We start from the raw sequence: 21450 nt of genomic DNA on the forward strand, positions 1-21450 counted from the left end.
GGTCAATCTTTACCCGTTACTCTCATTTTTGTGACTAGTTGAGCGCGGTCTTCTTCCATTTTCATTAGACTCTCTCCAACCAGAAAGCGACGCGCGCCGGTTTTACGCAGGCGATCTATGCTTTCAGCTGACGAAACGCCGCTCTCAGAGATCAGAACCTTGCCGTCTGGAATCAGCGGAGCCAATCGCTCAGTCGTGCTGAGGTCTGTTACCATGCGCTTCAGGTCCCGATTGTTCACTCCGATCAGCGGAGAGGGCAGCTTCAGCGCGCGCTCCAGCTCTTCCTCATTATGGGTTTCAAGAAGCACATCCATGCCCAGTTCCAACGCCGTGCCGGTCAGTTCCTCTGCCTGGCCATCGCTGAGGCAGGCCATGATGACCAGCACACAATCAGCGCCATAGGCCCGCGACTCCACCACCTGATAGGAGTCGATCATGAAATCCTTGCGCAGCATGGGCAGGGTGACGACAGAGCGGATAGCCTGAAAGTCATCCAGGCTACCGCCAAAGCTCGGCCCATCCGTCAGGACGGAGAGACAGGCTGCGCCGCCATATTCATATTCCTGCGCGATGGCGACCGGGTCTGCGCCGGGAAGGATGTCCCCCGCAGAGGGGCTCTTGCGCTTCAGTTCGCAGATCAGGGCGTTCTCGTCATGCCCGGCCACCTGATCCAGCGCATGTGCAAAGCCACGCGGTTTGCGCGCCTTTAGTATTCGGTCCGCCAGTTCAGCAAGAGGACGCTCGCGCTTTAGCGCAGCCACCTCGTCCACCTTGTACTCAATAATCCGGTCGAGGGCGGTACTCATTCAGGTGTTTGTCCATTGGAGAGGGCAACAAGCTTGCGAAGCGTATCACGGGCGCGGCCAGTGTCGATTGCGCCGGCTGCCATGGCAACGCCGTCCTTCAGCGTCTCGGCTTTGCCGAATACGTGCAGGCCCGCCGCCGCGTTAAGCAGAACGACATCCCGGAACGGGCCCTCATGGCCATCCAGCAGCTCTGTCAGCGCCAGGGCATTCTCCTGCACGCTGGAGCCTTCCAGGGTTGAGAGCGGGCTGGTGTCTAGCCCGGCATCGGCGGGCGTGATCTCGAACTCGCGCAGTTCGCCGCCCATGACTTCGCAGACCTTTGTTGTGCCCGCGATGGAGATCTCGTCGATACCGTCCATGCCATGCACGACCCAGGCACGCTTGGTGCCCAGTCGGTTCAGAGTCTCGGCCATGGGGCGCACCCATTCCGCAGCTGGCACGCCCAGCACCTGATACTCGGCATTGGCGGGATTGCTGAGCGGCCCCAGCAGATTGAAGATAGTGCGAATGCCCAGTTTTGAGCGGACCGGTGCAACATGGCGCATCGCGCTGTGATGGGTGCGGGCATAGAGGAAGGCCACGCCAGCCCCGTCGAGACAGGTGCGGAAGGTTTCTTCGTCAATCTCAAGGTTCACACCCAGCGCTTCAAGCACGTCGGCAGAGCCGGATTTGGGGGGCACAGAGCGATTGCCATGCTTGGCCACCCGGCCACCGCAGGCCGCGATGACAAGGGCGCTGGCGGTGGAGGTATTCAGGCTCTTCCAGGTCAGCCCGCCAGTGCCGCACGTATCCAGGACCGGGCCTTCGACATGCACCTTACGGGCATGCTGGCGCATGATGGTCGCCCCGGCAGACAGTTCGTCTGCTGTCTCGCCACGCACGGTCAGTCCCATCAGGAAAGCGCCAATCTCTTCCGGCGCTGCTTCACCAGAGAGCAGCATGTCGAATGCGTCTTCCAGCATCTGCCGGTCGAGAGGCTGGCGGCGCGCAAGCGCCTTCAGGGCAATGGTAAGGGAAGTTTCTGCTGACATGTCATGACTCTGAATTGCGTCCGCTGGTGCATAGGTTGCCGCGGGCAATGAAATCAACCCTGAACTCGCAATTGCGGGCCTCAATCGGTGCGGGCTGATGGAACTGAGGGCAGGAGGGCTGCGTTCAGACTCCAGTTAGTAGACAATGGAGATTCCCCCCTCATGACGAATATTGCAGACAAAGAGCAGACCGAGAAGTTCTGGGACAAACTGGATGATTGCCGGACCGGCATGCTGGTCATTGATGGCCGCGCGGTTCCGATGTCCCATTATGTCGATGAAAACCACAGGGAGATCTGGTTCATCACGGCGAAAGGCACCTACATGAGCGATCACGCCGATGGTCAGGATGCGCACTATATCATCTGCAATGACAAGAAGGGCCTCTATGCCAGCCTGCGCGGACGTATCACCTCCGAGATAAACCCAAAAAAGCTGGAAGAGTATTGGAGCTTTGTCGCCGCCAGCTGGTACGAAGACGGCAAGAATGATCCGGACGTCCAGCTGCTGAAGCTATCCCTCAAGGATGGTGAAATCTGGACCGCCAAGAATGGCGCGGTCTTCATGTTTGAAGTGGCCAAGGCGAACCTCACCGATTCCAAACCTGATATCGGCGAGCATTTCGAGATCAGCTTCTAGAGCTTGTCCAGCCAGTTCTTGAGCAGGGCGTGGCCGTGTTCGGTGAGGATGCTTTCCGGGTGGAATTGCACACCGTAGATCGGCCGCGTCTTGTGGTGCAGGGCCATAACTTCGCCGTCATCGGTGAAGGCATCGGCGATCAGCACATCCGGCAGACCGTCCGGCCTCACAGCAAGAGAGTGATAGCGCACGACGCGGTAGCTTTCCGGCAGTCCCGCAAACAGGTCTCCGCCGGTCTGGTGGATGTCTGACAGTTTGCCGTGGCGGATTTCGCGCGCGGTGATGACTTCACCTCCGAAGGCCTGACCGATCGACTGGTGGCCAAGGCAGACGCCCAGAATGGGCAGGTCTTCCGGCGCACCCTGGATCAGCGCCACGCAGATGCCCGCCTCATTCGGAGAGCAGGGGCCCGGCGACAGAAGGATGCCGTCTGCACCGCTGGCGAGAGCCTCTTCGACCGTCAGTTCATCATTGCGCACGACGCGCGTTTCTGCGCCCAGCTCTTCCAGATAGTGGACGAGATTCCAGGTGAAGCTGTCATAATTGTCGATGACGAGGACGTGCTTCTTCTTCGCGCTCATTGGTCAAACTCATAGGAGGCAGCCAGTTCGGCAGCGCGGCGCAGGGCGCCTGCCTTGTGGACGGTTTCGTCATATTCGTATTGAGGCTTGGAATCTAGCACGACCCCGCCGCCCGCCTGGATGTGCAGCTGGCCATCCTTGATGATGGCGGTGCGCAAGGCGATGCAGGTGTCGAGATCACCATTCCAGCCGAAATAGCCGACCGCGCCGCCATAGATTCCGCGGCGATGGGTTTCCATCTCGTCGATGATCTGCATGGCACGGATCTTCGGGGCACCTGACACTGTGCCTGCCGGGAAGCCGGCAAACAGCGCATCAACACTGTCGAGGCCTTCGCGCAAGTCTCCCTCAACATGGCTGACAATATGCATGACGTGGGAATAGCGCTCGACGATGAACTGCTCGGTAACGGTCACGCTGCCATAGGCGGCGACACGGCCGACATCATTGCGGCCAAGGTCCAGCAGCATCAGATGCTCGGCGATCTCCTTGGGATCGTTCAGCAGATCCTGCGCGCGGCGGGCATCTTCCTCGGCGTCCCCACTACGCGGCCGGGTGCCGGCAATCGGACGGATGGCGACGCGGCCATCACGGACGCGCACAAGGATCTCCGGGCTGGAGCCGACGAGGCAGACATCGCCCAGATTCATGTGGAACATGAAGGCGGACGGGTTCAACCTGCGCAGGGCGCGATAGAAGCTGATGGACTTGCGCGGGAAGGGCGTCGAGAAACGCTGGCTCGGTACAACCTGAAAGATGTCGCCTGCACGAATGTAGTCCTTGCAGGTTTCGACCATCTCGAAATAGCGCTCCTGAGAGGTATTCGAAACCGGCTCGACCAGCACCGGCGCCTGGTCCTTAGGCGGCATCTGGGGCAGGCGCTCCAGCTTCTGCTCCACTTCATCAAGCAGGGCGTTGATCTCCACATCCTGGCCATCCTCGACACGGCCGATCAGCAGGATCTCCTGATAGATGTGATCGAACACGATAACGACGCGTGGCACGACCAGCAGCGTCTCGGGCACGTTCAGCATATCCGGCTTGGTGATTTTAACCGGCTCGACATACTGGATCATATCATAGCCGACATAGCCGAAAGCCCCGGACGCCATGGGCGGCAGGGCTTCGTCAGCCGAGGCGCGGGCATCGCGGACAAAAGCCTTCAGCGCCGTGACCGGATCCCCATCCTGTTCAACGGGTTCAGAAAAGCTGACATCTCTGGCGATTTCTGCCTTGCCATTCAGGATGCGAAACCAGCGACCAGGCTCCAGCCCGATAAAGGAATAGCGGCCCAGACGTTCGCCGCCCGCAATGGACTCGAACAGAAAGCTGCCGGGCGTCTCGTCGCCGAGCTTCAGCATGGCTGCAACGGGAGTTTCTATATCCCCGATGCGCCGCCGGACGATCAGTTGTGCCTGGCTCATTGGTCTGTCGAAATCGAAGCCTTGTAGGCGTTCAGGGCGGCTTCATTGGTGCGCAGTTTCATATACGCCTGGATCTCTCCATCGAGGGCCTGATTAAGATCAGACTGCAGCGAGGTGATCAGAGAGGTATCGGCAATCGGCGCGATGCTCGCGATCTGGGTCTCGTCCGGCGGCGTGATTCTCAGCACTTCAAGTACCAGAACAATGTTGCCGTCACGGCTCGGGAAGGTGAAGACTTCGCCTTCCTTGCCGGAGAAGATGGAGGCGATGGCCTGAGTCGGCAGGCCGGTATCAGCCGCATTTCGACGTGAGATCGGGGCGGGCGGACTTTCGACCTCTGTGTCAGACTTGCGGGCCTCGACCTCCAGCGTGGTCTCGCCGGACTGGAGACGCTCCTTCAGCTGGTCCAGAGCCGTCTGGCGGGCATTTGTCTCACGCTCGCGCAGCAGGTTGCGGCGGACGCGTTCCTTGATCTGGTCGAATTCCGGTGTGTAGGCCTCGATGATCTTGCGAGGAGAGGTCAGGAAGATACCGGTCGGGCCGTCATAGCGGTTGCTGGTTTCACCAACAGGGATCTGAAAGGCCTGCGCGAAGGCATCGCCGGCATTGATCAGGCTGACCATGGGCGCGCCTTCCTCGGTCACTCCCTGCGGACCAACGGGGGCGAACGTCATGATCGGAACATTCAGCTCCTCGCCAATCTGGCTGAGCGGATAGCCGGCACCGATGGCGCGGTCGAGAGCTTCCATCTTCTCATACAGCATGACCTCAGCGCGCTCGCGAGAGAGCTGGTCGCGGATTTCCTGTTCCACCTGTTCCAGCGGCAGCACAGCACCTGGCTGAACAGACATCAGGCGGGCAATCATCCACTGATTGCCACGCTCGACCGGGCCAAACAGGGCGCCACTCTGCTTGCCAGGCCCGAACATGGCTTCGGCCAGATCCTTGTCAGCGGTGCCTTCCTTGCGGCCTGTTTTGGTTTCGCGATTGGCGACCCCTTGCAGGCTAGCAGAGTCGCCGCCGGCTGCGAGCAGGCCAAAAGCCGAGCGGGCTGCTTCGCGCGTGTCGAAGTAAAGCTCCACATAGGTGCGGGTGTCAGGCTCGGAATAGCGCTCGGTCTTGCTGGCCTCATAGATCGTGGCGATCTCCTGATCGGTGACCGTGACCTGAGAGATGAAGTCTTCCGACGACATTTTGAGCATGTCGATCATGCGGCGCTCAGGCTGTTTCAGGCTTTCGAGGTTTTCATCATAGAAGGCGCGCACTTCCTCGTCTGTCGGGGCATCCGGCTCCGGCAGCTTGGTGGCATCCAACAGGAACCAGGCGACTTCACGTTCCTCACCAATGTAGCGGGCCTGCAGGTTCGACAGTGTCTTGGCCGGATAGATGGCCGCATTGGCCCCATTGCGCAGGGCCTTGAGGATCAGATCATCTGCGACCTGCTGCTCATATTCCTTCTGTGTGATGCGGCTGCTGTAGAGTACTTGGCGATAGGTATCGAGGTCCAGCGCGCCGGTGAGCGGGTTCTTGAAGGCGTCGACCGTCTTCAATTCCTCTACCACAGCATCCGCGGAAGGGTGGATGCCGATGGATTCGGCAAAGCCGAGCAGGGTGAGTTTAGCCGCTTCCATCTGGAACAGCTGGTCAATCATACCCTGTTCCTGCAGCTGGCTTTTTGTCATCGGCTCTTCTGATTCGGCATTGATATTCCGGATCACAGTCTCGACGCGGCGGTCAAAAGCCTGCGGATCAATCGAGCGGCTGCCCGAAGCGGCGAGGTTTGACCCCAAGCCGCCGCGGATCTGCGCGAACATCTGGTCCACGCCCCAGAACGCCATCCCCGCGATGATGATCATGACAATAATTTTCCCGACGAAGGAATTCATCAGGCTTTTCATCAAGGCTAGCATATCGGCAGCGTCTTTCTGGCAGGTTGAGGGGTGGTCCAGTGCTTGCTAGGCGACCCGGCAATGTCTTTCAAGATAGGGATAGCTTATGGCCAGAACACTGATAGCCGGTAACTGGAAAATGAACGGGCTCAAAGAAAGCCTTGGGGAAATCCGGACAGTCGCCTCGGAGATGGGTAAAGCACGCGAAGGGGTTGAGGTTCTGCTATGCGTTCCGGCGACCCTTCTGGCGCTTGCCGCAGAGGCTGCACAGGGCTCTGCGCTCAAGGTAGGCGGAGAGACCTGTCACCCGAAAGCCAGTGGCGCGCATACAGGGGACATATCTGCTGAAATGCTTGCAGATGCGGGCGCATCGCACGTCATTGTTGGTCATTCTGAGCGCCGCATGGATCATGCCGAAAACAATGAAACCGTCGCCGCGCAGGCCGAAGCAGCGCTGCGGGCAGGCCTGACGCCGATCATCTGCATCGGGGAGAGCCTGGAACAGCGCAAGGCCGGCGAGACGCTGGATTTCGTGGCAAGCCAGATCAAAGGCTCAATTCCGGCTGGTGTGGATGCCGAACAAATTGTCATTGCCTATGAGCCAATTTGGGCCATCGGTACGGGCGAAGTGGCCAGTGTGGAACAGATTGATGAAGTGCACCGCGCCATCCGTGCCCGCCTGGGCGAGCGATTCGGCCCGGAAAAGGCAGATCTCATCCCTCTGCTGTATGGCGGCAGCATGAAACCGGACAATGCCGGGGAAATTCTGGCCATAGATGACGTAAATGGGGGGCTTATCGGGGGTGCCAGCTTGAAGGCGACCGACTTCCTCGCCATCTACGCGCAAGCAAAGTAGACTGCCAAATTAAACAAGACTGAAGCCCAAGGCTTGGCGTCCGCGTTCAATGACGATATGCGGGCCGCTTGAATTTCACTGGGACGCACCCGCCATGCAGACTGTCATACTTACCGTTCATATCATTGCGTGTATCGTGATGACTGGCCTCGTGTTGCTTCAGAAGTCCGAAGGCGGTGGCCTTGGACTGGGTGGTGGTGGTGGCGGTGCTGGCTCCCTGATGTCCGGACGGGGCGCTGCTGGCGCTCTGGTGCGGTCCACGATCATCTTTGGCGGCATCTTCTTTGTCACCAGCCTGGCGCTGACGACCATTGCCAACCGCAACAATGACACCCGTTCGGAAGTCGAGCGGGCGCTGGGCGCGGACGATGCGACCACGGGCACCGGAAGCCCGGCAGACCTGCTGGACCCGACAGCCCCGCTGCTGGAAGGCCAGGAAGGCCTCGGCACACCGGAAGCTGATGATAATCTGCCGACCACTCTGACAGACCCGACCGTCGATACGCCTGTGGAAGAAGCCCCTGCAAATGAGGCTACTGCCACGGAGACTGCGCCGGAAGGTGATGGCGGGGAAAGTAATCCCCAATAATTGCGCCGCGTAGGTGTTTTCCCTGCGTCAAATATTTCCGAATCACGGCATCAGGGTGATCCCATGATCCGCTATATTTTCATTACAGGCGGCGTGGTGTCCTCCCTTGGCAAGGGTATCGCTTCCGCCGCACTCGGCGCTTTGCTTCAGGCACGTGGCTATAAGGTCCGCCTGCGCAAGCTTGACCCTTATCTGAATGTCGACCCCGGCACGATGAGCCCCCGCCAGCATGGCGAGGTCTATGTCACCGATGACGGGGCGGAGACCGATCTGGACCTCGGCCATTATGAGCGCTTTACCGGCGTCTCGGCCCGCCAGTCGGACAACATCACGACGGGCCGCATCTACAAGCACATCATCGAGAAGGAACGCCGCGGCGACTATCTCGGCGCGACCATCCAGGTGATCCCGCACGTGACGAACGAGATCAAGGATTTCGTCCTGTCCGATCCAGGCGAGGATGTGGAGTTCGTGCTGTGCGAGATCGGCGGCACGGTGGGCGACATTGAAGGCCTGCCATTCTTCGAGGCGATCCGCCAACTGGGCCAGGAGCTGGGTCCGGAGCGCGCCTGCTTCATCCATCTTACGTTGCTGCCCTACATTCCGGCCGCTGGCGAAATGAAGACCAAGCCGACACAGCACTCCGTGAAAGAGCTGCGCTCCATCGGCATCCAGCCGCACATCCTGCTGTGCCGCTGTGACCGGCCGATCCCGGAGAATGAGAAGGGCAAGATTGCCAGCTTCTGTAATGTGCGCCCGTCCAGCGTGATCGAAGCGCGCGACGTGGGCCACATCTATGATGTGCCGGAATCCTACCACGCCGAAGGTCTGGACAAGGAAGTGCTGGCGCACTTTCGCATTGATGACGCGCCGGAGCCAGACCTGTCAGGTTGGCACGAAATTGCCCACACGACGCATCATCCGGACGGTCATGTCTGCATCGGCTTGGTCGGCAAGTACACCGATGTGCCGGATGCCTATAAATCCGTCGCGGAAGCGCTGGCCCATGGCGGCCTTGCCAACAAGGTGAAAGTGGATGTCCGCCTCATCAATTCCGAGGAATTTGATGATGAGCAGCGCCCGCTGGACATTCTGGAAGGCGTGCACGGCATCATCCTGCCGGGCGGTTTTGGCGAACGCGGTGCCTATGGCAAGATGCGGGCGGCGCGGTTTGCCCGTGAGCGCAAGGTGCCGTGCTTTGGCATCTGCTATGGTATGCAGCTTTCCGTCATCGAGGCCGCGCGCAACATGGCGGGCATCATCGACGCGAACACCAGCGAGAATGATCCGGAGACGCCGGAACCGCTGGTGGGCCTGATGGAAGAGTGGACCAAGGGGAACGAGACCGTCCTGCGCGACGAGAAGACCGACAAGGGCGGCACGATGCGCTTGGGCGCGTACCCGGCTCGCCTGAAGGAAGGCAGTAAGGTTGCCGAGATCTATGGCACGCTGGACATCTCCGAACGCCACCGTCACCGCTATGAGGTAAACGCGACCTATATGGAAGCGCTGGAAAAGGCGGGTGGTCTGTTCTCCGGATTGTCACCGGACGGCAAGCTGCCGGAGATTTTCGAACTGCCGGACCATCCCTGGTTCATCGGTGTGCAGTATCACCCGGAGCTGAAATCCCGGCCCTTCGAGCCGCACCCGCTGTTTGCGAGCTTTATCGAAGCCGCCGTGAAGCAGAGCCGTCTGGTTTAGGCCGGGAACTTTCTTTCACGCAGCACTGGCGCCCGGCGCGGACAAATGGTCCGGCCGGGCGTTTGTTTTTGGGGTGGGGCAAGCCTCAGGACGTGTTGAGAAAGTAGGGCTGAACGTCGTGCGCCTCCTGCTCCAGCAGGCGGGCCGTGTTGCATTGCTGCGGCGTCAGGGGGCCGCGATGGAACAACCGCCTGGCGACTTTTGCGATCTGGGGACGGGCCGTGCCCAGCAGGCGGCGGATCTTGTTGATGTAGTGCTGGCGATAATCCAGCGCGTGGTCCAGAGCCATCAGACGGCGGACGAGACGCTTTGCCGGCAGGATGTCTTCCGGCAGTTTCGGGTATTCGTTGATGTCAGGAATATCGTCCGCATCCAGAAAGCGTATGCGTGGGCCGCTGGTGCGAACCGGAGGCGGCGGGATTGTGCCGGGACGTTTGTTGCCTTTTGTTTCAAACAGGCGGAAGAGGGGCTGGGTATCGCGCTTTGGTGTTTCGGAGGGGGTGGCCGGGCGTGAGGGCGCGGGTTCTGCCGGAGTGCGGCTTGAGGCGGGCAGGGCGCCAAGTTCTGCCGCCGCGAGCCACAGGCAACGGCGCAAGGCAGGCTCGGCCTGTGACAGGAAGCGGCTGACGCCTTCAATCACACGGCGCGGCAGAAGCGGCGTGTGGCGATTGATGCCATGGCGCGCGAGCAAACGGACAAGCTCCGTACTCAGTACATTCAGCATCAGCCAGACGGCTGCACGTATCTGCGGTGGGGGCGTGTAGCGCAAATCCATGGCCGTAAGGATGGAGCGGGGCGCTTTGCGAAGGATTTAGATAGGCAGAGGCTTTGTTATTGTTGCTGTTTTTCAGCTCTGAGCGTGGACAGGCGAGGTTTTTTTACCCCGGCGCAAGAGGCGGATCTCACCTCCCACGCCTTTGGCCTCTCCCTCTTGCGGGGGAGGGATATTCAGGACTTTGAGACCTGGAACTGGCCGACATTGATGCGGCCGTCGAGGAAGCCTGCTTCGCAATAGGAGAGGTAGAAGTTCCACATGCGGCGGAAGGGTTCGTCGAACTCCATCTGTTTGATCTCGTCCCATTTGTCATTGAAGGCGCGGGCCCATTCATGACAGGTGCGGGCATAATCCTGGCCGAAATAGGTGACGCCATCATGGCGCAGGCCGGCTGTATTGAACTCTTCCTTCAGGGCCTTTTCGCTGGGCAGCATTCCGCCCGGGAAAATGTGGCGCTGGATGAAGTCCACACGTTTGCGATAGCGCGGGAAGATGTCATCATCAATGGTGATGATCTGCAGCGCGGCCTTGCCGCCCTGTTTCAGGCTTTCATAGATCTTGGCGAAATAACTGGGCCAGTAGGACTCGCCGACGGCTTCGAACATTTCAATGGAGGCAACACCATCATAGATGCCCTTATGGTCCCGGTAGTCTTCGAGGCGGATCTCGACGCGTTCTGACAGGCCTTCGCGCTGCATGCGGGCCATGGCGTATTCACGCTGCGATGGAGAGATGGTGAGGCACGTGACTTTCGATCCGCGATGCTTGGCGGCATATTCGGCAAAGCCGCCCCAGCCGCAGCCAATCTCAAGGATATCGGAAGAGGGGCCCGCATTGATCCGGTTGCAGATGTTCTGGTACTTGTTGTGCTGGCCCTGTTCCAGGCTCATATTGGGACTGTCGAACATGGCGGAGGAATAGGTCATGGAGGGATCCAGCCACAAGCTGTAGAAGTCATTACCCAGATCATAATGGGCCATGATGTTCTTCTTCGCGCCCTCCTTTGAATTACGATTGAACATGTGGCGGATCATGTTGGCCCAGCGCACGATGACGCCGCCAACAGCCAGCTTGCCGACCTTGTCAAAATTGGCCGAGAAGAAGCGTAGCACTTCTGTCAGATTTGGTGTGGACCATTGGCCGTCCATATAGGCCTCAGCGAACCCTACATCGCCGCCAGCCATGGCGCGTTTCACAAAGTCATAATCATGCACGATGATGGTGGCGTCCGGACCAGGCTGGTCATTCTGGAACTTCAGGGCACGGTCATCCGGCAAGACAAAAGTGATATGCCCCTTGCTGGTGTTGAGCAGGGCAAAGGCGGCCAGGCGAAAGCTGGTCGGAACGCCTTTCAGGTTCCGGATGGACTGGCTGCTGGCTAGTATGACCTCGGTCATGCGGCATCCCTCCTGTTAGCAGGATTACGCATTTGTAAGCCGGATGCAATCGTCGCGGGCGATTCCGGCATGGCGGGTTTAGAGTGATACTTTGCGCCGCGCCGCCAGATCTGTAATGCCTGCCAGTGAATGCCGAGTGTGACGCCCAGCGTCGAGAGGGGATTTTTAAGGGCAAGTTTCAAGAGATTTCCCGTCGTCGCAGGGCGCTTGCGCGCGGTGATATTGGCCATGTGCAGGCGGTTCCCGTCTTTCAGGCTTTCCACGACAACGCCCATTTTTTCTTCCGGGGCGCGGAGCGTGAAGCGGTAGGTTCCGGTCACGTCAAAGAAGGGCGACACGTGGAAGGATTTCGGTGCGGCATGAACATCGCGCGCGCCTGATACTGCGGCGACATAGCAATGATGCTCCCCGAACGTATTGTTCACTTCGTAGATGATGCCGCGCAGCTCACCGTCCGGCCCGTAGCCATACCAGAGGGAGAGCGGCGCGAATTTGTAAAACAGGTGGCGCGGAAAGGTAACAAGGCGGATCGCGCCGCCGTCCAAATCCACACCCGCACCGGACAGCATGTCTTCCGCCCAGGGACGCAAGGCCGTGCCTTTTTGGCGGGGACCATGGTCTGCCTCATGAAAGGCGAACAGGCCGGGGCGATTGACGCTGAACAGGGGGGAGGCGCGGGCGGCCTCTTCCAGGCGGTCAATGTCCACATCAATCAGGACAAGATCATAGGCAAAGCGGCGCTCAAACGGGGTGTAGCGCATATGCACGGTCTGGCCGGTCCACAGATTGAGGGCGGGGGCGGTCAAACGGACACCTCTGCAGCAGCGGGCACTGCACGCAGTTTGCGGGAGGGCTGGAGAATGTCCACCCCTTCGGCCTGCCATGGCACCTGACCACCAAGCGAGAGCGCCGCAGAAAGGCCGGCTTTCAGGCCGTCTTCATGGAAGCCGCGCCCCATCCATGCGCCGGCGATCCACAGGCCGTCCTGGCCCTGGATACGGTTCAGTCCGCGTACGGCCGCTTCAGCCGCTGCGTCGAATTGCGGGTGGTCGAAATTGTATTCCAGAAAGGTGAATTCATCGCGCGGCGGTGTATCCGGATTGAGCGTGATGAAGACCGGGCGGTCATCCGGCAAGCCCTGCAGTCGGTTCATCCAGTAGGTGAGGCAGATATCGCCGCTTTCCTGCTTCAATACGTTCCAGCTGGCCCATGCCGCCTTGCGGGACGGCATCAGGGCCGGGTCGCGGTGAAGATAGATGCGGTTCGGGCGGTAGCGGACCGAGCGCAGCAGGAAGGATTGCTCTTCGAACTTGCCTTCCACCATGCGCTGGGCCTGGTCTGAATGGGTGGCAAGGATCACATCATCGAAGACCTGAGTCCTGCCGGCATCGGTGACGACCGCAACATGCTCACCAAAGGGGAAGATGCGCTGCACCCCGGTGTTCAGACGGAGCCGTGGGCCCAGCAAACGCACGACGCGGTCGACATAGTTACGACTGCCGCCGGTGACGGTGCGCCATTTCGGGCGCTCCTTGTGCATCAGGCGGTGATTGTCGAAAAACTGGAAGAAGCTCATCGCCGGATAGTCCAGCATCTTCTTCTCGCAAGTGGACCAGATTGCTGCGCCCATGGGCAGGATGTAATTGGAGCGAAACTCCGCAGAGAAACCATGCCGGTCCAGCCATGCGCCGAGGGTTGTGTCGTTGATAGCGCCGGAGGCAAGCTCTTCCCTTGCGATGTCATTGAACTTCAGAATGGTACGCCAGAAGCGGTGAAAGCTGGGGCTGAACAGGTTGCGGCGCTGGGCGAAGATGCCATTCAGCGTGGAGGCCCATTCCCAGCCATCAGGATCGGACACGGCAAAACTCATGTCCGATGGCTGGGTCTGTACATTCAGGGCATCGAAAAAGCCGATCAGGTTCGGGTAGTTCAGGGCATTATAGACGATGAAGCCAAGGTCTACGGCGGTCTCGTGACCGTCATAGTCAAAGACGTGCGTACACGCATGGCCTCCGGCACGGTCGGACTTTTCAAAGACCGTAACCTCGGCCGTGTCCTTCAGGGCATAGGCTGCGCCGAGCCCGGAAATGCCGGAACCAATGATGGCGATGCGTTTCATGCAGCGTCTCTCTTTTTCTTGAGGGTATCATAAGCGTCCAGAGCGCGCTGACGCGCGTCGGAATGCTCGACAATCGGTTTGGGATAAGTGTCACCGAGTTTGACGCCTGCTTTCTCCAGCGTGGCGTCATCGGCCTCCCAGGGTGCGTGAAGGTGCTTCAGCGGCAGGTCTTTTAATTCCGGGCACCAAGTGCGGACATAATCTCCGGTCTCGTCAAACTTCTCGCCCTGGGTGATCGGGTTGAAGATACGGAAATAGGGGGCTGCATCAGCGCCGGAACCGGCTGTCCATTGCCAGCTGGCGGGATTGTTGGCGTGGTCTGCATCGACCAGCGTATCCCAGAACCATGCCTCTCCCTTCTGCCAGGGCAGGAGGAGATGCTTGGTCAGGAAGGATGCGACAATCATCCGTACACGATTGTGCATCCAGCCGGTGTGCCACAGTTGGCGCATCCCGGCATCGACGATGGGATAGCCGGTCTGGCCTTTGGTCCAGGCCTCATAAGCGAAGCTGTCCGTGCGCCAGGGCATGTGCTGGAAGGAGTCGTTGTAATTTTCGGTCGCGATATCCGGATTGTAGTAGAGCAGGGTGTAAGAGAATTCCCGCCAGCCGACTTCCGACAGGAAGTTCCGGCCGTCACTCTCGTTTACCTGACCGGATTCCATGCCGGCCTGAACGGCACGCCAGATCTGGGCCGGGCCGATTTCGCCAAAGCGCAGATGCGGAGAGAGGCCGGACGTGGAATCGTCCAGATCCGGACGATTGCGGTTTTTCTTGTAGCCATTGACCGGGCCGTCGAGAAAGTCTTTCAGGCGCTGGATTGCGCCTGCCTCGCCGGGTGTCCAGTGATCGTCGAATCCGGTGGACCAGTCAGGCCCGGACGGGTGCAGGTCCCAATCCTTCAACTTTTCGGATTTCACTTCCCGGCTGGACAGGGCGGAGGCCTTTCCCAGTGTCGGCGCGGGGCGGTAATTCTGGCTTGCGGATTTCCAGTAAGGCGTGAACACCTTGTAATAGCCGCCCGCATTGGTTTCGATGTCCCAGGGCTCGTTCAGCAGGCGCGCATTGTAGCTGCTGACGGAAAGGCCCCGGGATTTGAGATCTTCCTTGATGGCAGCGTCGAGGTCTCGCTCCGGCTTCTCATAGCGGCGGTTCCAGAAGATCGCCTCTGCGCCGGTTTCCTCGATGACCTGATCCAGAACATCGGCAGATTTACCGGACCGCAAGGTGAGCTGTGCGCCAGCATCTTCAATGTCAGCGGCAAGCGCCTTCAGGGATTTGTCGAGCCACCATTTGGAAGCGCCGCCGAGCTTGCGCAGGCCTTTGGTCTCTTCATCATGAATATAGAGCAGGACGAGCGGACGCCCTGAAGATACCGCCGCCTGCAGGGCCGGGTTATCCGTCAGTCGAAGGTCTTCTCGAAACCAGACTATGGCGGGGGAAGATTGCGTCACGAATTTCCTCAAGTCTTCTCGGGTGTTGTGCAGTCTTTACGCGTGAAGTCGCCAACTGGATCAACCGCATGAGCGCTTAGCCTTCCGCCCCTGTGTCTGCCCGGTTATAGGTGGAGCATTAGGCGTGGAATCAACCACAAGGAAAGACAGGTAGACGTCATGGCAGGTACATCCCTTACAGGCCTGATCCGGGCCGCTTCTGGCAAGCGTGTGGTCTGTGTGGGCGATGTGATGCTGGATCGTTTTGTCTATGGCAGTGTCACACGCATTTCTCCCGAAGCGCCAGTTCCAATCATGCGCCGGGCCCGTGAAGCGGCCATGCCAGGCGGGGCAGGCAATGTAGCGCGTAATCTGGCATCGCTGGGTATGTCTGCCAGCCTGCTGGGCGTCGTGGGAGATGATGCCGAGGGCCGGGAGCTGGCCGAATTGCTGGGAAATATCGAGGGCATTGAGGCCGACCTGATCGCCATGCGCGGACGCAGCACAACGCTGAAAACGCGTTTTGTGGCAGGTGGCCAGCAATTGCTGCGCGTGGACGCGGAGGATACGGGCGCCATTGATTCCATGTCTGAAACCGAACTAATCGCCTCCATTACGGATGAAGCACCCAATGCGGCTGTGATCATCCTGTCGGACTATGCCAAGGGCGCCGTAACGGATGGTGTGATTGCCGCAGCTCTGAAAGCCGGCGCCGAGAATGGCGTGCCGGTGATTGCTGACCCGAAAGGCCGGGATTTTGCACGCTATGGCGCGGTAGACCTGTTGAAACCGAATGCGAGTGAGCTGGCAATAGCGCTAGGCCTGCCAGTGGAGTCTGACCATGAGATCGAAAAGGCGCTGACCGCAGCGCAATCCGTGCTGCCGGCAAAGTCTGTTGTCGTGACACGCGCCGCGAAGGGCATGAGCTTTGCCAGGGAGGGCGAGGCTCCGCAGCATCGCAGCGGGCAGGCGCGTGAAGTGTATGATGTCTCCGGCGCGGGGGACACAAGCATTGCCGCGCTAGCACTGGGCCTTGCAGGTGGAGGCAGCCTTTCAGACGCGGTCAGCCTGGCGATTGCAGCTTCCGGCATTGCTGTTGGCAAGGCAGGGACGGCGACAGTCTCTGCGGCAGAACTGGAGACGGCCCTGCTGTTGGGCCTGCGCAATGGAGGGGTCAGCTATTTGTCGCTCGATGCGGCGAAGGCACAGGTTGAGGCGTGGCGCGATACCGGCCTCACGGTCGGTTTTACCAATGGCTGCTTTGACATACTCCACCCCGGACATCTGCGCGTGCTGGAAGAGGCAAAGTCCCGCTGCGGACGGCTTGTCGTGGGGTTGAATTCGGATGCCTCGGTGTCTCGCCTGAAGGGACCGAGCCGACCGGTAAACAATGCTGATTCGCGGGCGCGTGTCCTGTCCGGCCTGACGGCTGTGGATGCGGTCGTCGTGTTTGAGGAAGATACGCCGCTGGACCTGATCGAGGCGTTGCAGCCGGACCTGCTGGTCAAGGGCGGGGATTATTCCATTGATACGATTGTCGGCGCGGACATTGTTCAGGCGCGTGGCGGCAGCGTCCATATCGTGCCGCTGGTGGACGGTCAGTCAACGACGGCTGCGATTGAGCGGGCGCAGTCGAAATAAACTGTCTGGTGACAGGAAACTCATGCAACCCGCATGAGAGGTAGGCGTTCTGGCTGGAATAATCACAACAGGATCGCCTGCATGGAGCCGTTTCTTTCAGAGCATGCCGCCCTGATTTCCCTCAGCATTCTTGCGTTCATGTTTGTCGGCTTCTTCCTGGAACTGTTGCCGGCAGCGGCCCTGGCCATAATCGGGGCGGCTGGTTTCCTGTTGCTTGGTTATCTGGATCAGGACGGCATTACGTCAGCCTTCTCCAATAGCGCACCCATCACGATCGGGGCGATGTTCATTCTGGCTGCCTCTCTGAGACGGACCGGGGTGCTCGATGCCTTGGCGGCAACTGTTCTGAAAGTGGCCGACACGTCCACAATGGGGGCCTTGCTGTTGCTGGGCGCGACCGTGTCGATAGCTTCGGCCTTTGTGAACAATACGGCTGTGGTCGTCATTCTTCTGCCGATTGTGATCGAACTGGCGCAGCGGCTGAAGATTTCCGAGAAGAAGCTGCTGATCCCGCTGTCCTATATCTCGATACTGGGCGGGACATGCACCTTGATCGGGACGTCCACGAACTTGCTGGTGGCGGGGGTGGCGCATGAGAGTGGCCTAGAGCGGTTCAGTATTTTCGAGATCACGCCTGTCGGACTTGTGACCTTTGCCTTCGGTATAGCGATGCTGCTGGGGCTCGGTTGGCTGTTGCTGCCGAAAGACCCGGGTGATGTGAAGGCGCCCGCGCTCGATACGTCCTATCTGACCGATGCTTTCGTCCGCGAAGACTCTGTAGCAGTGGGCAGGCTGGTCGAAGATGTCGCGGAACTGACCAAGAAGGGCATCAATATCGTTTCCCTGAACCGGGGAAATCAGCGCCTGGCCATTGCGCAGGAGGGCGCAGAACTGAAGGCAGGTGACCGCATAACACTGCGCGCCAATCTGGAGGAGCTGATCACGCTGGTTGAGAGTGGCTTGTTCCGGATCGGCATCAAGATGCGCCAGCACGAGGGCGGCGAGGAAGAGCATGCGCATGTTACCGTGACGTCGAATGACCCGAATATCGGACGGCGCATTTCAGACATGTCATATCTCTCGCGCCATGCGGTGACGGTGCGGGGCCTGACCCGGTTTGGCAGTCTGCCGGGACCAAATTTGGCGAATGCGCGTCTGAAGGCCGGGGACCGGATGATCGTCGATGGCACGGAGGTGGAGCTTAGGGATCTGGCGACATCCAGTGCGTTGGTGGTGGACCGTTCGCTGAAAGTAGAACCGTTCCGCCGTAAACGTGGCCCCTTGGCAATTGCGATTCTGCTGGCGGTTATCCTGTCGTCTGCGGTCTTGGGAGTGCCGTTGTTGATCACCTCCATGATCGGTGTCGGAGCGGTGCTGGCCTTTGGCTGCCTTACACTGAATGATGCCTTTGAGGCGATGGATGCAAGCGTGCTTGCGCTGATTGTGGCGATGCTGATGGTAGGAGAGGGGTTGCAGTCTGCGGGCGGCGTCGAGTCGCTGGTCAGCGGGCTGGAGCCTGTGCTGAGGATGGCGTCTCCTTTCTGGCTGGTACTGTTGATCTACCTGCTGACCTCCGGCCTGACGGAAGTGGTGACGAATACGGCTGTGGCCGTGATCATGACCCCGCTGGTGATCGCTGTGGGCGGTCAGCTGGGGATAGAGCCCCGTGCCTTGGTCGTGGCGGTCATGTTCGGGGCAAGCGCGAGCTTTGCCTCCCCGATTGGCTATCAGACGAACACAATTGTTCACGCGGCAGGCAATTACCGCTTTTCTGACTTCCTGAAGATTGGGGTGCCGATGAATCTAGTGGTCGGTTTCGCAACCAGCCTGGCGATCTACGTGTTCTATCTGCACTGAACATTACAAACGCACGATGATTGCGCCAGCCTAGTTCGCGACGCCTTTTTTCAGCTCATAAGTGCCGCGCGGGGTCAGATCGAACCATTCCGGGATGTCCGGGTGGTTGAGGGGGGAATCCGACTCGTCCGGCACCAGATTCTGTTCCGAGACATAGGCGACATAGTGTGTGCGCTCATTTTCAGCAAACAGATGGTAAAAGGGCTGGTCCTTGCGGGGACGAACTTCTTCCGGGATGGACTGGTACCAGTCTTCTGTATTGGCAAATACAGGGTCCACATCAAAGATGACACCCCGGAAAGGGAAGTGCCGGTGGCGCACGACCTGGCCGATCTGGAACTTCGCAACCAGCGGGGTCACGTCATTATATAGATGGTCAGGATTCACGGGCTTATCGAGCAATAGCGCACCATCAGAGGTCTTGCGACCTCCGGTCTTTTTGCTGCGTCGCAGCCATCCGAAGAGAGATGTGCGTCTGGCCATTTCCCGCTCCTGTGATACACCATGCAACAAGACATAAATTTGGGCCACACTATGGCTGACAAAAAAGCAGCGGGACGGCGCGGTAATCGCGGCCGACCGCGCACCGCCAAGCCTTCGGAGCTGTATGCTGCCGTGGATCTTGGGACAAATAATTGCCGCCTGCTGGTGGCTGCGCCGCACGGGAAGACTTTCCGTGTGGTTGATTCGCATTCCCAGATTGCACGTTTGGGGGAAGGCCTTCACGAAACAGGCCGCCTGTCCGATGCCTCGATTGAGCGAGCCATGGATGCGATGCACGCGATCCGCCGGAAACTAAAGGCCCATGGCGTCGGCAAGGTGCGCTGCATTGCGACAGAAGCCTGCCGGAAAGCCGAGAACGGCCCGGACTTTATCCGTCGCGTGCACGAGGAAACCGGCCTCACCTTCAAGATTATCGGTGCCAAGGAAGAAGCGCGGCTGGCCAGCATTGGCTGTCATGACCTGATCGGCGGAGATGCACCGTCAGTGCTGGTCGTGGATATTGGCGGCGGCTCAACCGAATTGTCCTGGCTTAATGCCGAGATGGCCCGTGCGAATGGCCTGAAAGGGTTGATCCATCGCGCACCGATCCAGAACTGGACCAGCCTGCCGCTGGGCGTTGTGACGCTGACCGAGGCTTTCGCGCATCTGCCCGAGGCAGAAGCCTATCCTGCCATGATGGGTCATTGTGCCAGCGTGATAGATGCCTGGCAGGGGACGACGGCCATCCGGTCTGCAATGGGGCAGCGTGGGGCGCATCTAATCGGCACGTCCGGAACGGTGACCTGCCTCGCTGGGGTGCATCTGAAGCTGGACCGGTATCGCCGGGACCGTGTGGACGGCACCTGGCTGAGCCGTAAATCGGGTCAGGATGTGCTGCGTCTGCTGGTGGAGTCCGGCCCCGATGGCCGCGCGGCGCTGCCAACTATTGGTGAAGAGCGCGCGGGACTGATGCTGGCGGGCTGTGCTATTCTGGACTCGCTTTGGACGGCCTTTCCGGCCGGGCGCATGCGCGTTGGCGATCGGGGCCTGAGAGAGGGCCTCTTGCTGAGCATGATGTATGGGCAGAAGAAACCGCGCCGGAAACGTCGCGGCGGTCGTGGTGGCAAGAAGACTGGTGAGATGGGCCAAGCATCAACACCCAACACGACAAGCGGAGAAACTGGACATGCCGGATGATAACAAGCGGCGCTGGAAAGGCCCCGGCAAGGCAGACAAGAATACATCCGGTCGCCAGATGAGCGAACGGAAGGTGACGGCGCACCGGGCCAAGAATGAAAGCTCCAAGCGCTGGATCGAGCGCCAGTTGCAGGACCCCTATGTTCGCAAGGCCAAGGATGAGGGCTATCGCGCGCGGGCCGCCTACAAGCTGCTGGAGATCGACGAGAAGATAGGCCTGCTGCGCAAGGGCCAGCGTGTGGTGGACCTTGGCTGCGCGCCGGGTGGCTGGATGCAGGTAGCGCTGGAAAAGGGCGCGATTGAGGTCTCGGGGATAGACCTGTTGCCGGTCGAACCGGTGCCGGGCGCGCATATTGTCCAGGGCGATGTCACCGAACCGGATGATGTAGCTGAGCTGCTGAAGGGGCTGACCGGCAAGCCGGATCTGGTCCTGTCAGACATGGCAGCCAATACGACTGGCCACAAGCAGACGGACCACTTGCGGACCGTGGCTCTGGTCGAAATGGCTGTGGCCTTCGCCATCGAGCACCTCGCGCCGGGCGGGAATTTCTGTTCGAAAGTGTTTCAGGGCGGGGCGACCAAGGATGTGCTGGACGCGCTTAAGGCGCACTTCAAGACTGTGAAGCACATCAAGCCGCCTGCCAGTCGTGCGGGCAGTCCGGAAATCTTCGTGGTGGCAAAAGGTTTTAAGGGCTAGTAGCGCACGTCCATGCTGGGGCGTATTTTTGTCATAGGCTTACCGCCGCAGGCAGAGCGGAAATAGTCGCCTGATTCATGAAGCTTTTCTGCACCCGCAAAGCCTAGTTCGAGCGTGACCTCATAATGGGTTACACGGCCTTCATGGATAAATCCGCGGACATTCCCGACTTTGAACCAGTCCGGTTGGCCAAATTTGATGTGCGCGGCTGTAAGCCCCCGTTCGATCGCGTCATCGACGGAAACATTGGATGTCCCGGTGATTTGACGTTCAATCTTGGAGCCAGATCCCATGCGTTTTTAATACCTGTTCTACTATGACGTTGAACAACCTGA

General features: G+C 59.6%; 20 protein-coding genes. 8 read left to right on the forward strand and 12 right to left on the reverse strand.

Annotation, left to right across the window (positions count from 1 at the left end; all coding sequences use genetic code 11):
• Positions 1-2 precede the first annotated feature (2 nt).
• Positions 3-806, reverse strand: coding sequence for an indole-3-glycerol phosphate synthase TrpC (gene trpC / locus HY2_RS05680; RefSeq protein WP_034825505.1), 804 nt, complete (start codon positions 804-806; stop codon positions 3-5).
• Positions 803-1837, reverse strand: a complete 1035-nt coding sequence (trpD, locus tag HY2_RS05685) for an anthranilate phosphoribosyltransferase (RefSeq protein WP_034825634.1) — start codon at positions 1835-1837, stop codon at positions 803-805. The genes trpC and trpD overlap by 4 nt, the downstream gene beginning before the upstream one ends.
• 162 nt (positions 1838-1999) lie before the next feature.
• On the opposite strand from trpD, the gene HY2_RS05690 reads away from it, so the two are divergent.
• Complete coding sequence (locus HY2_RS05690) at positions 2000-2476, forward strand: pyridoxamine 5'-phosphate oxidase family protein (RefSeq protein ID WP_034825507.1); 477 nt, start codon at positions 2000-2002, stop codon at positions 2474-2476.
• Here HY2_RS05690 and HY2_RS05695 read toward each other — a convergent pair.
• Genes HY2_RS05695 through HY2_RS05705 form a run of 3 tightly spaced genes read right to left on the reverse strand, consistent with a single transcriptional unit; the run spans position 2473 to position 6391 of the window.
• Positions 2473-3057 (reverse strand): anthranilate synthase component II, encoded by a 585-nt coding sequence (locus HY2_RS05695; protein WP_034825509.1) that lies wholly within the window; start codon positions 3055-3057, stop codon positions 2473-2475. The two genes, HY2_RS05690 and HY2_RS05695, sit on opposite strands and share 4 nt — an antisense overlap.
• Positions 3054-4481 (reverse strand): anthranilate synthase component I, encoded by a 1428-nt coding sequence (gene trpE, locus HY2_RS05700; RefSeq protein WP_034825510.1) that lies wholly within the window; start codon positions 4479-4481, stop codon positions 3054-3056. The genes HY2_RS05695 and trpE overlap by 4 nt, the downstream gene beginning before the upstream one ends.
• Positions 4478-6391, reverse strand: coding sequence for a peptidylprolyl isomerase (locus HY2_RS05705; protein ID WP_034825512.1), 1914 nt, complete (start codon positions 6389-6391; stop codon positions 4478-4480). Before HY2_RS05705 ends, trpE begins: the two co-directional genes overlap by 4 nt.
• Before the next feature lie 85 nt (positions 6392-6476).
• Here HY2_RS05705 and tpiA point away from each other — a divergent pair, with 85 nt between their 5' ends.
• The 3 genes from tpiA (at position 6477) to HY2_RS05720 (ending at position 9516) form a co-directional block, all read left to right on the forward strand.
• Complete coding sequence (tpiA, locus tag HY2_RS05710) at positions 6477-7226, forward strand: triose-phosphate isomerase (RefSeq protein WP_034825515.1); 750 nt, start codon at positions 6477-6479, stop codon at positions 7224-7226.
• A gap of 94 nt (positions 7227-7320) precedes the next feature.
• The gene (gene secG, locus HY2_RS05715) at positions 7321-7815 is read left to right on the forward strand and encodes a preprotein translocase subunit SecG (RefSeq protein ID WP_034825636.1); all 495 of its coding nucleotides are present in this window, start codon (positions 7321-7323) and stop codon (positions 7813-7815) included.
• A gap of 63 nt (positions 7816-7878) precedes the next feature.
• Positions 7879-9516: a CTP synthase gene (locus HY2_RS05720; RefSeq protein WP_034825517.1), complete on the forward strand. Its 1638-nt coding sequence runs from the start codon at positions 7879-7881 to the stop codon at positions 9514-9516.
• Between the two features lie 85 nt (positions 9517-9601).
• Here the strand turns inward: HY2_RS05720 and HY2_RS05725 are convergent, their stop codons facing one another.
• The 5 genes from HY2_RS05725 to HY2_RS05745 all read right to left on the reverse strand — a co-directional run bounded on the left by HY2_RS05725 (position 9602) and on the right by HY2_RS05745 (position 15261).
• Entirely contained in the window at positions 9602-10291 is a 690-nt protein-coding gene (locus HY2_RS05725; protein ID WP_034825519.1) for a hypothetical protein, read from the reverse strand.
• Positions 10292-10464: 173 nt separating this feature from the next.
• Complete coding sequence (locus HY2_RS05730; RefSeq protein WP_034825521.1) at positions 10465-11688, reverse strand: SAM-dependent methyltransferase; 1224 nt, start codon at positions 11686-11688, stop codon at positions 10465-10467.
• A complete protein-coding gene (locus tag HY2_RS05735) occupies positions 11685-12494 on the reverse strand; it encodes a DUF1365 domain-containing protein (RefSeq protein WP_051594765.1) in 810 nt (269 codons plus the stop codon). Before HY2_RS05735 ends, HY2_RS05730 begins: the two co-directional genes overlap by 4 nt.
• Positions 12491-13807 (reverse strand): NAD(P)/FAD-dependent oxidoreductase, encoded by a 1317-nt coding sequence (locus tag HY2_RS05740; RefSeq protein WP_034825523.1) that lies wholly within the window; start codon positions 13805-13807, stop codon positions 12491-12493. The genes HY2_RS05735 and HY2_RS05740 overlap by 4 nt, the downstream gene beginning before the upstream one ends.
• The gene (locus tag HY2_RS05745) at positions 13804-15261 is read right to left on the reverse strand and encodes a cryptochrome/photolyase family protein (protein ID WP_081814947.1); all 1458 of its coding nucleotides are present in this window, start codon (positions 15259-15261) and stop codon (positions 13804-13806) included. Before HY2_RS05745 ends, HY2_RS05740 begins: the two co-directional genes overlap by 4 nt.
• Positions 15262-15420: 159 nt before the next feature.
• On the opposite strand from HY2_RS05745, the gene rfaE2 reads away from it, so the two are divergent.
• Positions 15421-16881, forward strand: coding sequence for a D-glycero-beta-D-manno-heptose 1-phosphate adenylyltransferase (gene rfaE2 / locus HY2_RS05750; protein ID WP_034825526.1), 1461 nt, complete (start codon positions 15421-15423; stop codon positions 16879-16881).
• 81 nt (positions 16882-16962) lie between these two features.
• Complete coding sequence (locus HY2_RS05755) at positions 16963-18738, forward strand: SLC13 family permease (RefSeq protein WP_034825529.1); 1776 nt, start codon at positions 16963-16965, stop codon at positions 18736-18738.
• 30 nt (positions 18739-18768) lie between these two features.
• Here HY2_RS05755 and hspQ read toward each other — a convergent pair whose 3' ends face one another.
• Positions 18769-19098 carry a heat shock protein HspQ gene (gene hspQ / locus HY2_RS05760; protein WP_034825640.1) on the reverse strand — a complete coding sequence of 110 codons (330 nt, stop codon included), beginning with the start codon at positions 19096-19098 and terminating at the stop codon, positions 18769-18771.
• A 174-nt stretch (positions 19099-19272) separates the two neighbouring features.
• On the opposite strand from hspQ, the gene HY2_RS05765 reads away from it, so the two are divergent.
• Together HY2_RS05765 and HY2_RS05770 are read left to right on the forward strand one after the other, a co-directional pair.
• Complete coding sequence (locus HY2_RS05765; protein ID WP_051594766.1) at positions 19273-20418, forward strand: Ppx/GppA phosphatase family protein; 1146 nt, start codon at positions 19273-19275, stop codon at positions 20416-20418.
• The gene (locus HY2_RS05770; protein ID WP_034825531.1) at positions 20408-21115 is read left to right on the forward strand and encodes an RlmE family RNA methyltransferase; all 708 of its coding nucleotides are present in this window, start codon (positions 20408-20410) and stop codon (positions 21113-21115) included. Before HY2_RS05765 ends, HY2_RS05770 begins: the two co-directional genes overlap by 11 nt.
• On the opposite strand, the gene HY2_RS05775 is transcribed toward HY2_RS05770, so the two are convergent.
• The gene (locus tag HY2_RS05775; protein WP_051594767.1) at positions 21112-21408 is read right to left on the reverse strand and encodes a dodecin family protein; all 297 of its coding nucleotides are present in this window, start codon (positions 21406-21408) and stop codon (positions 21112-21114) included. The genes HY2_RS05770 and HY2_RS05775 overlap by 4 nt on opposite strands.
• Between the last annotated feature and the right edge of the window lie 42 nt (positions 21409-21450).

Source organism: Hyphomonas pacifica (assembly GCF_000682675.1).
GTDB classification, from domain to species: Bacteria; Pseudomonadota; Alphaproteobacteria; order Caulobacterales; family Hyphomonadaceae; genus Hyphomonas; species Hyphomonas pacifica.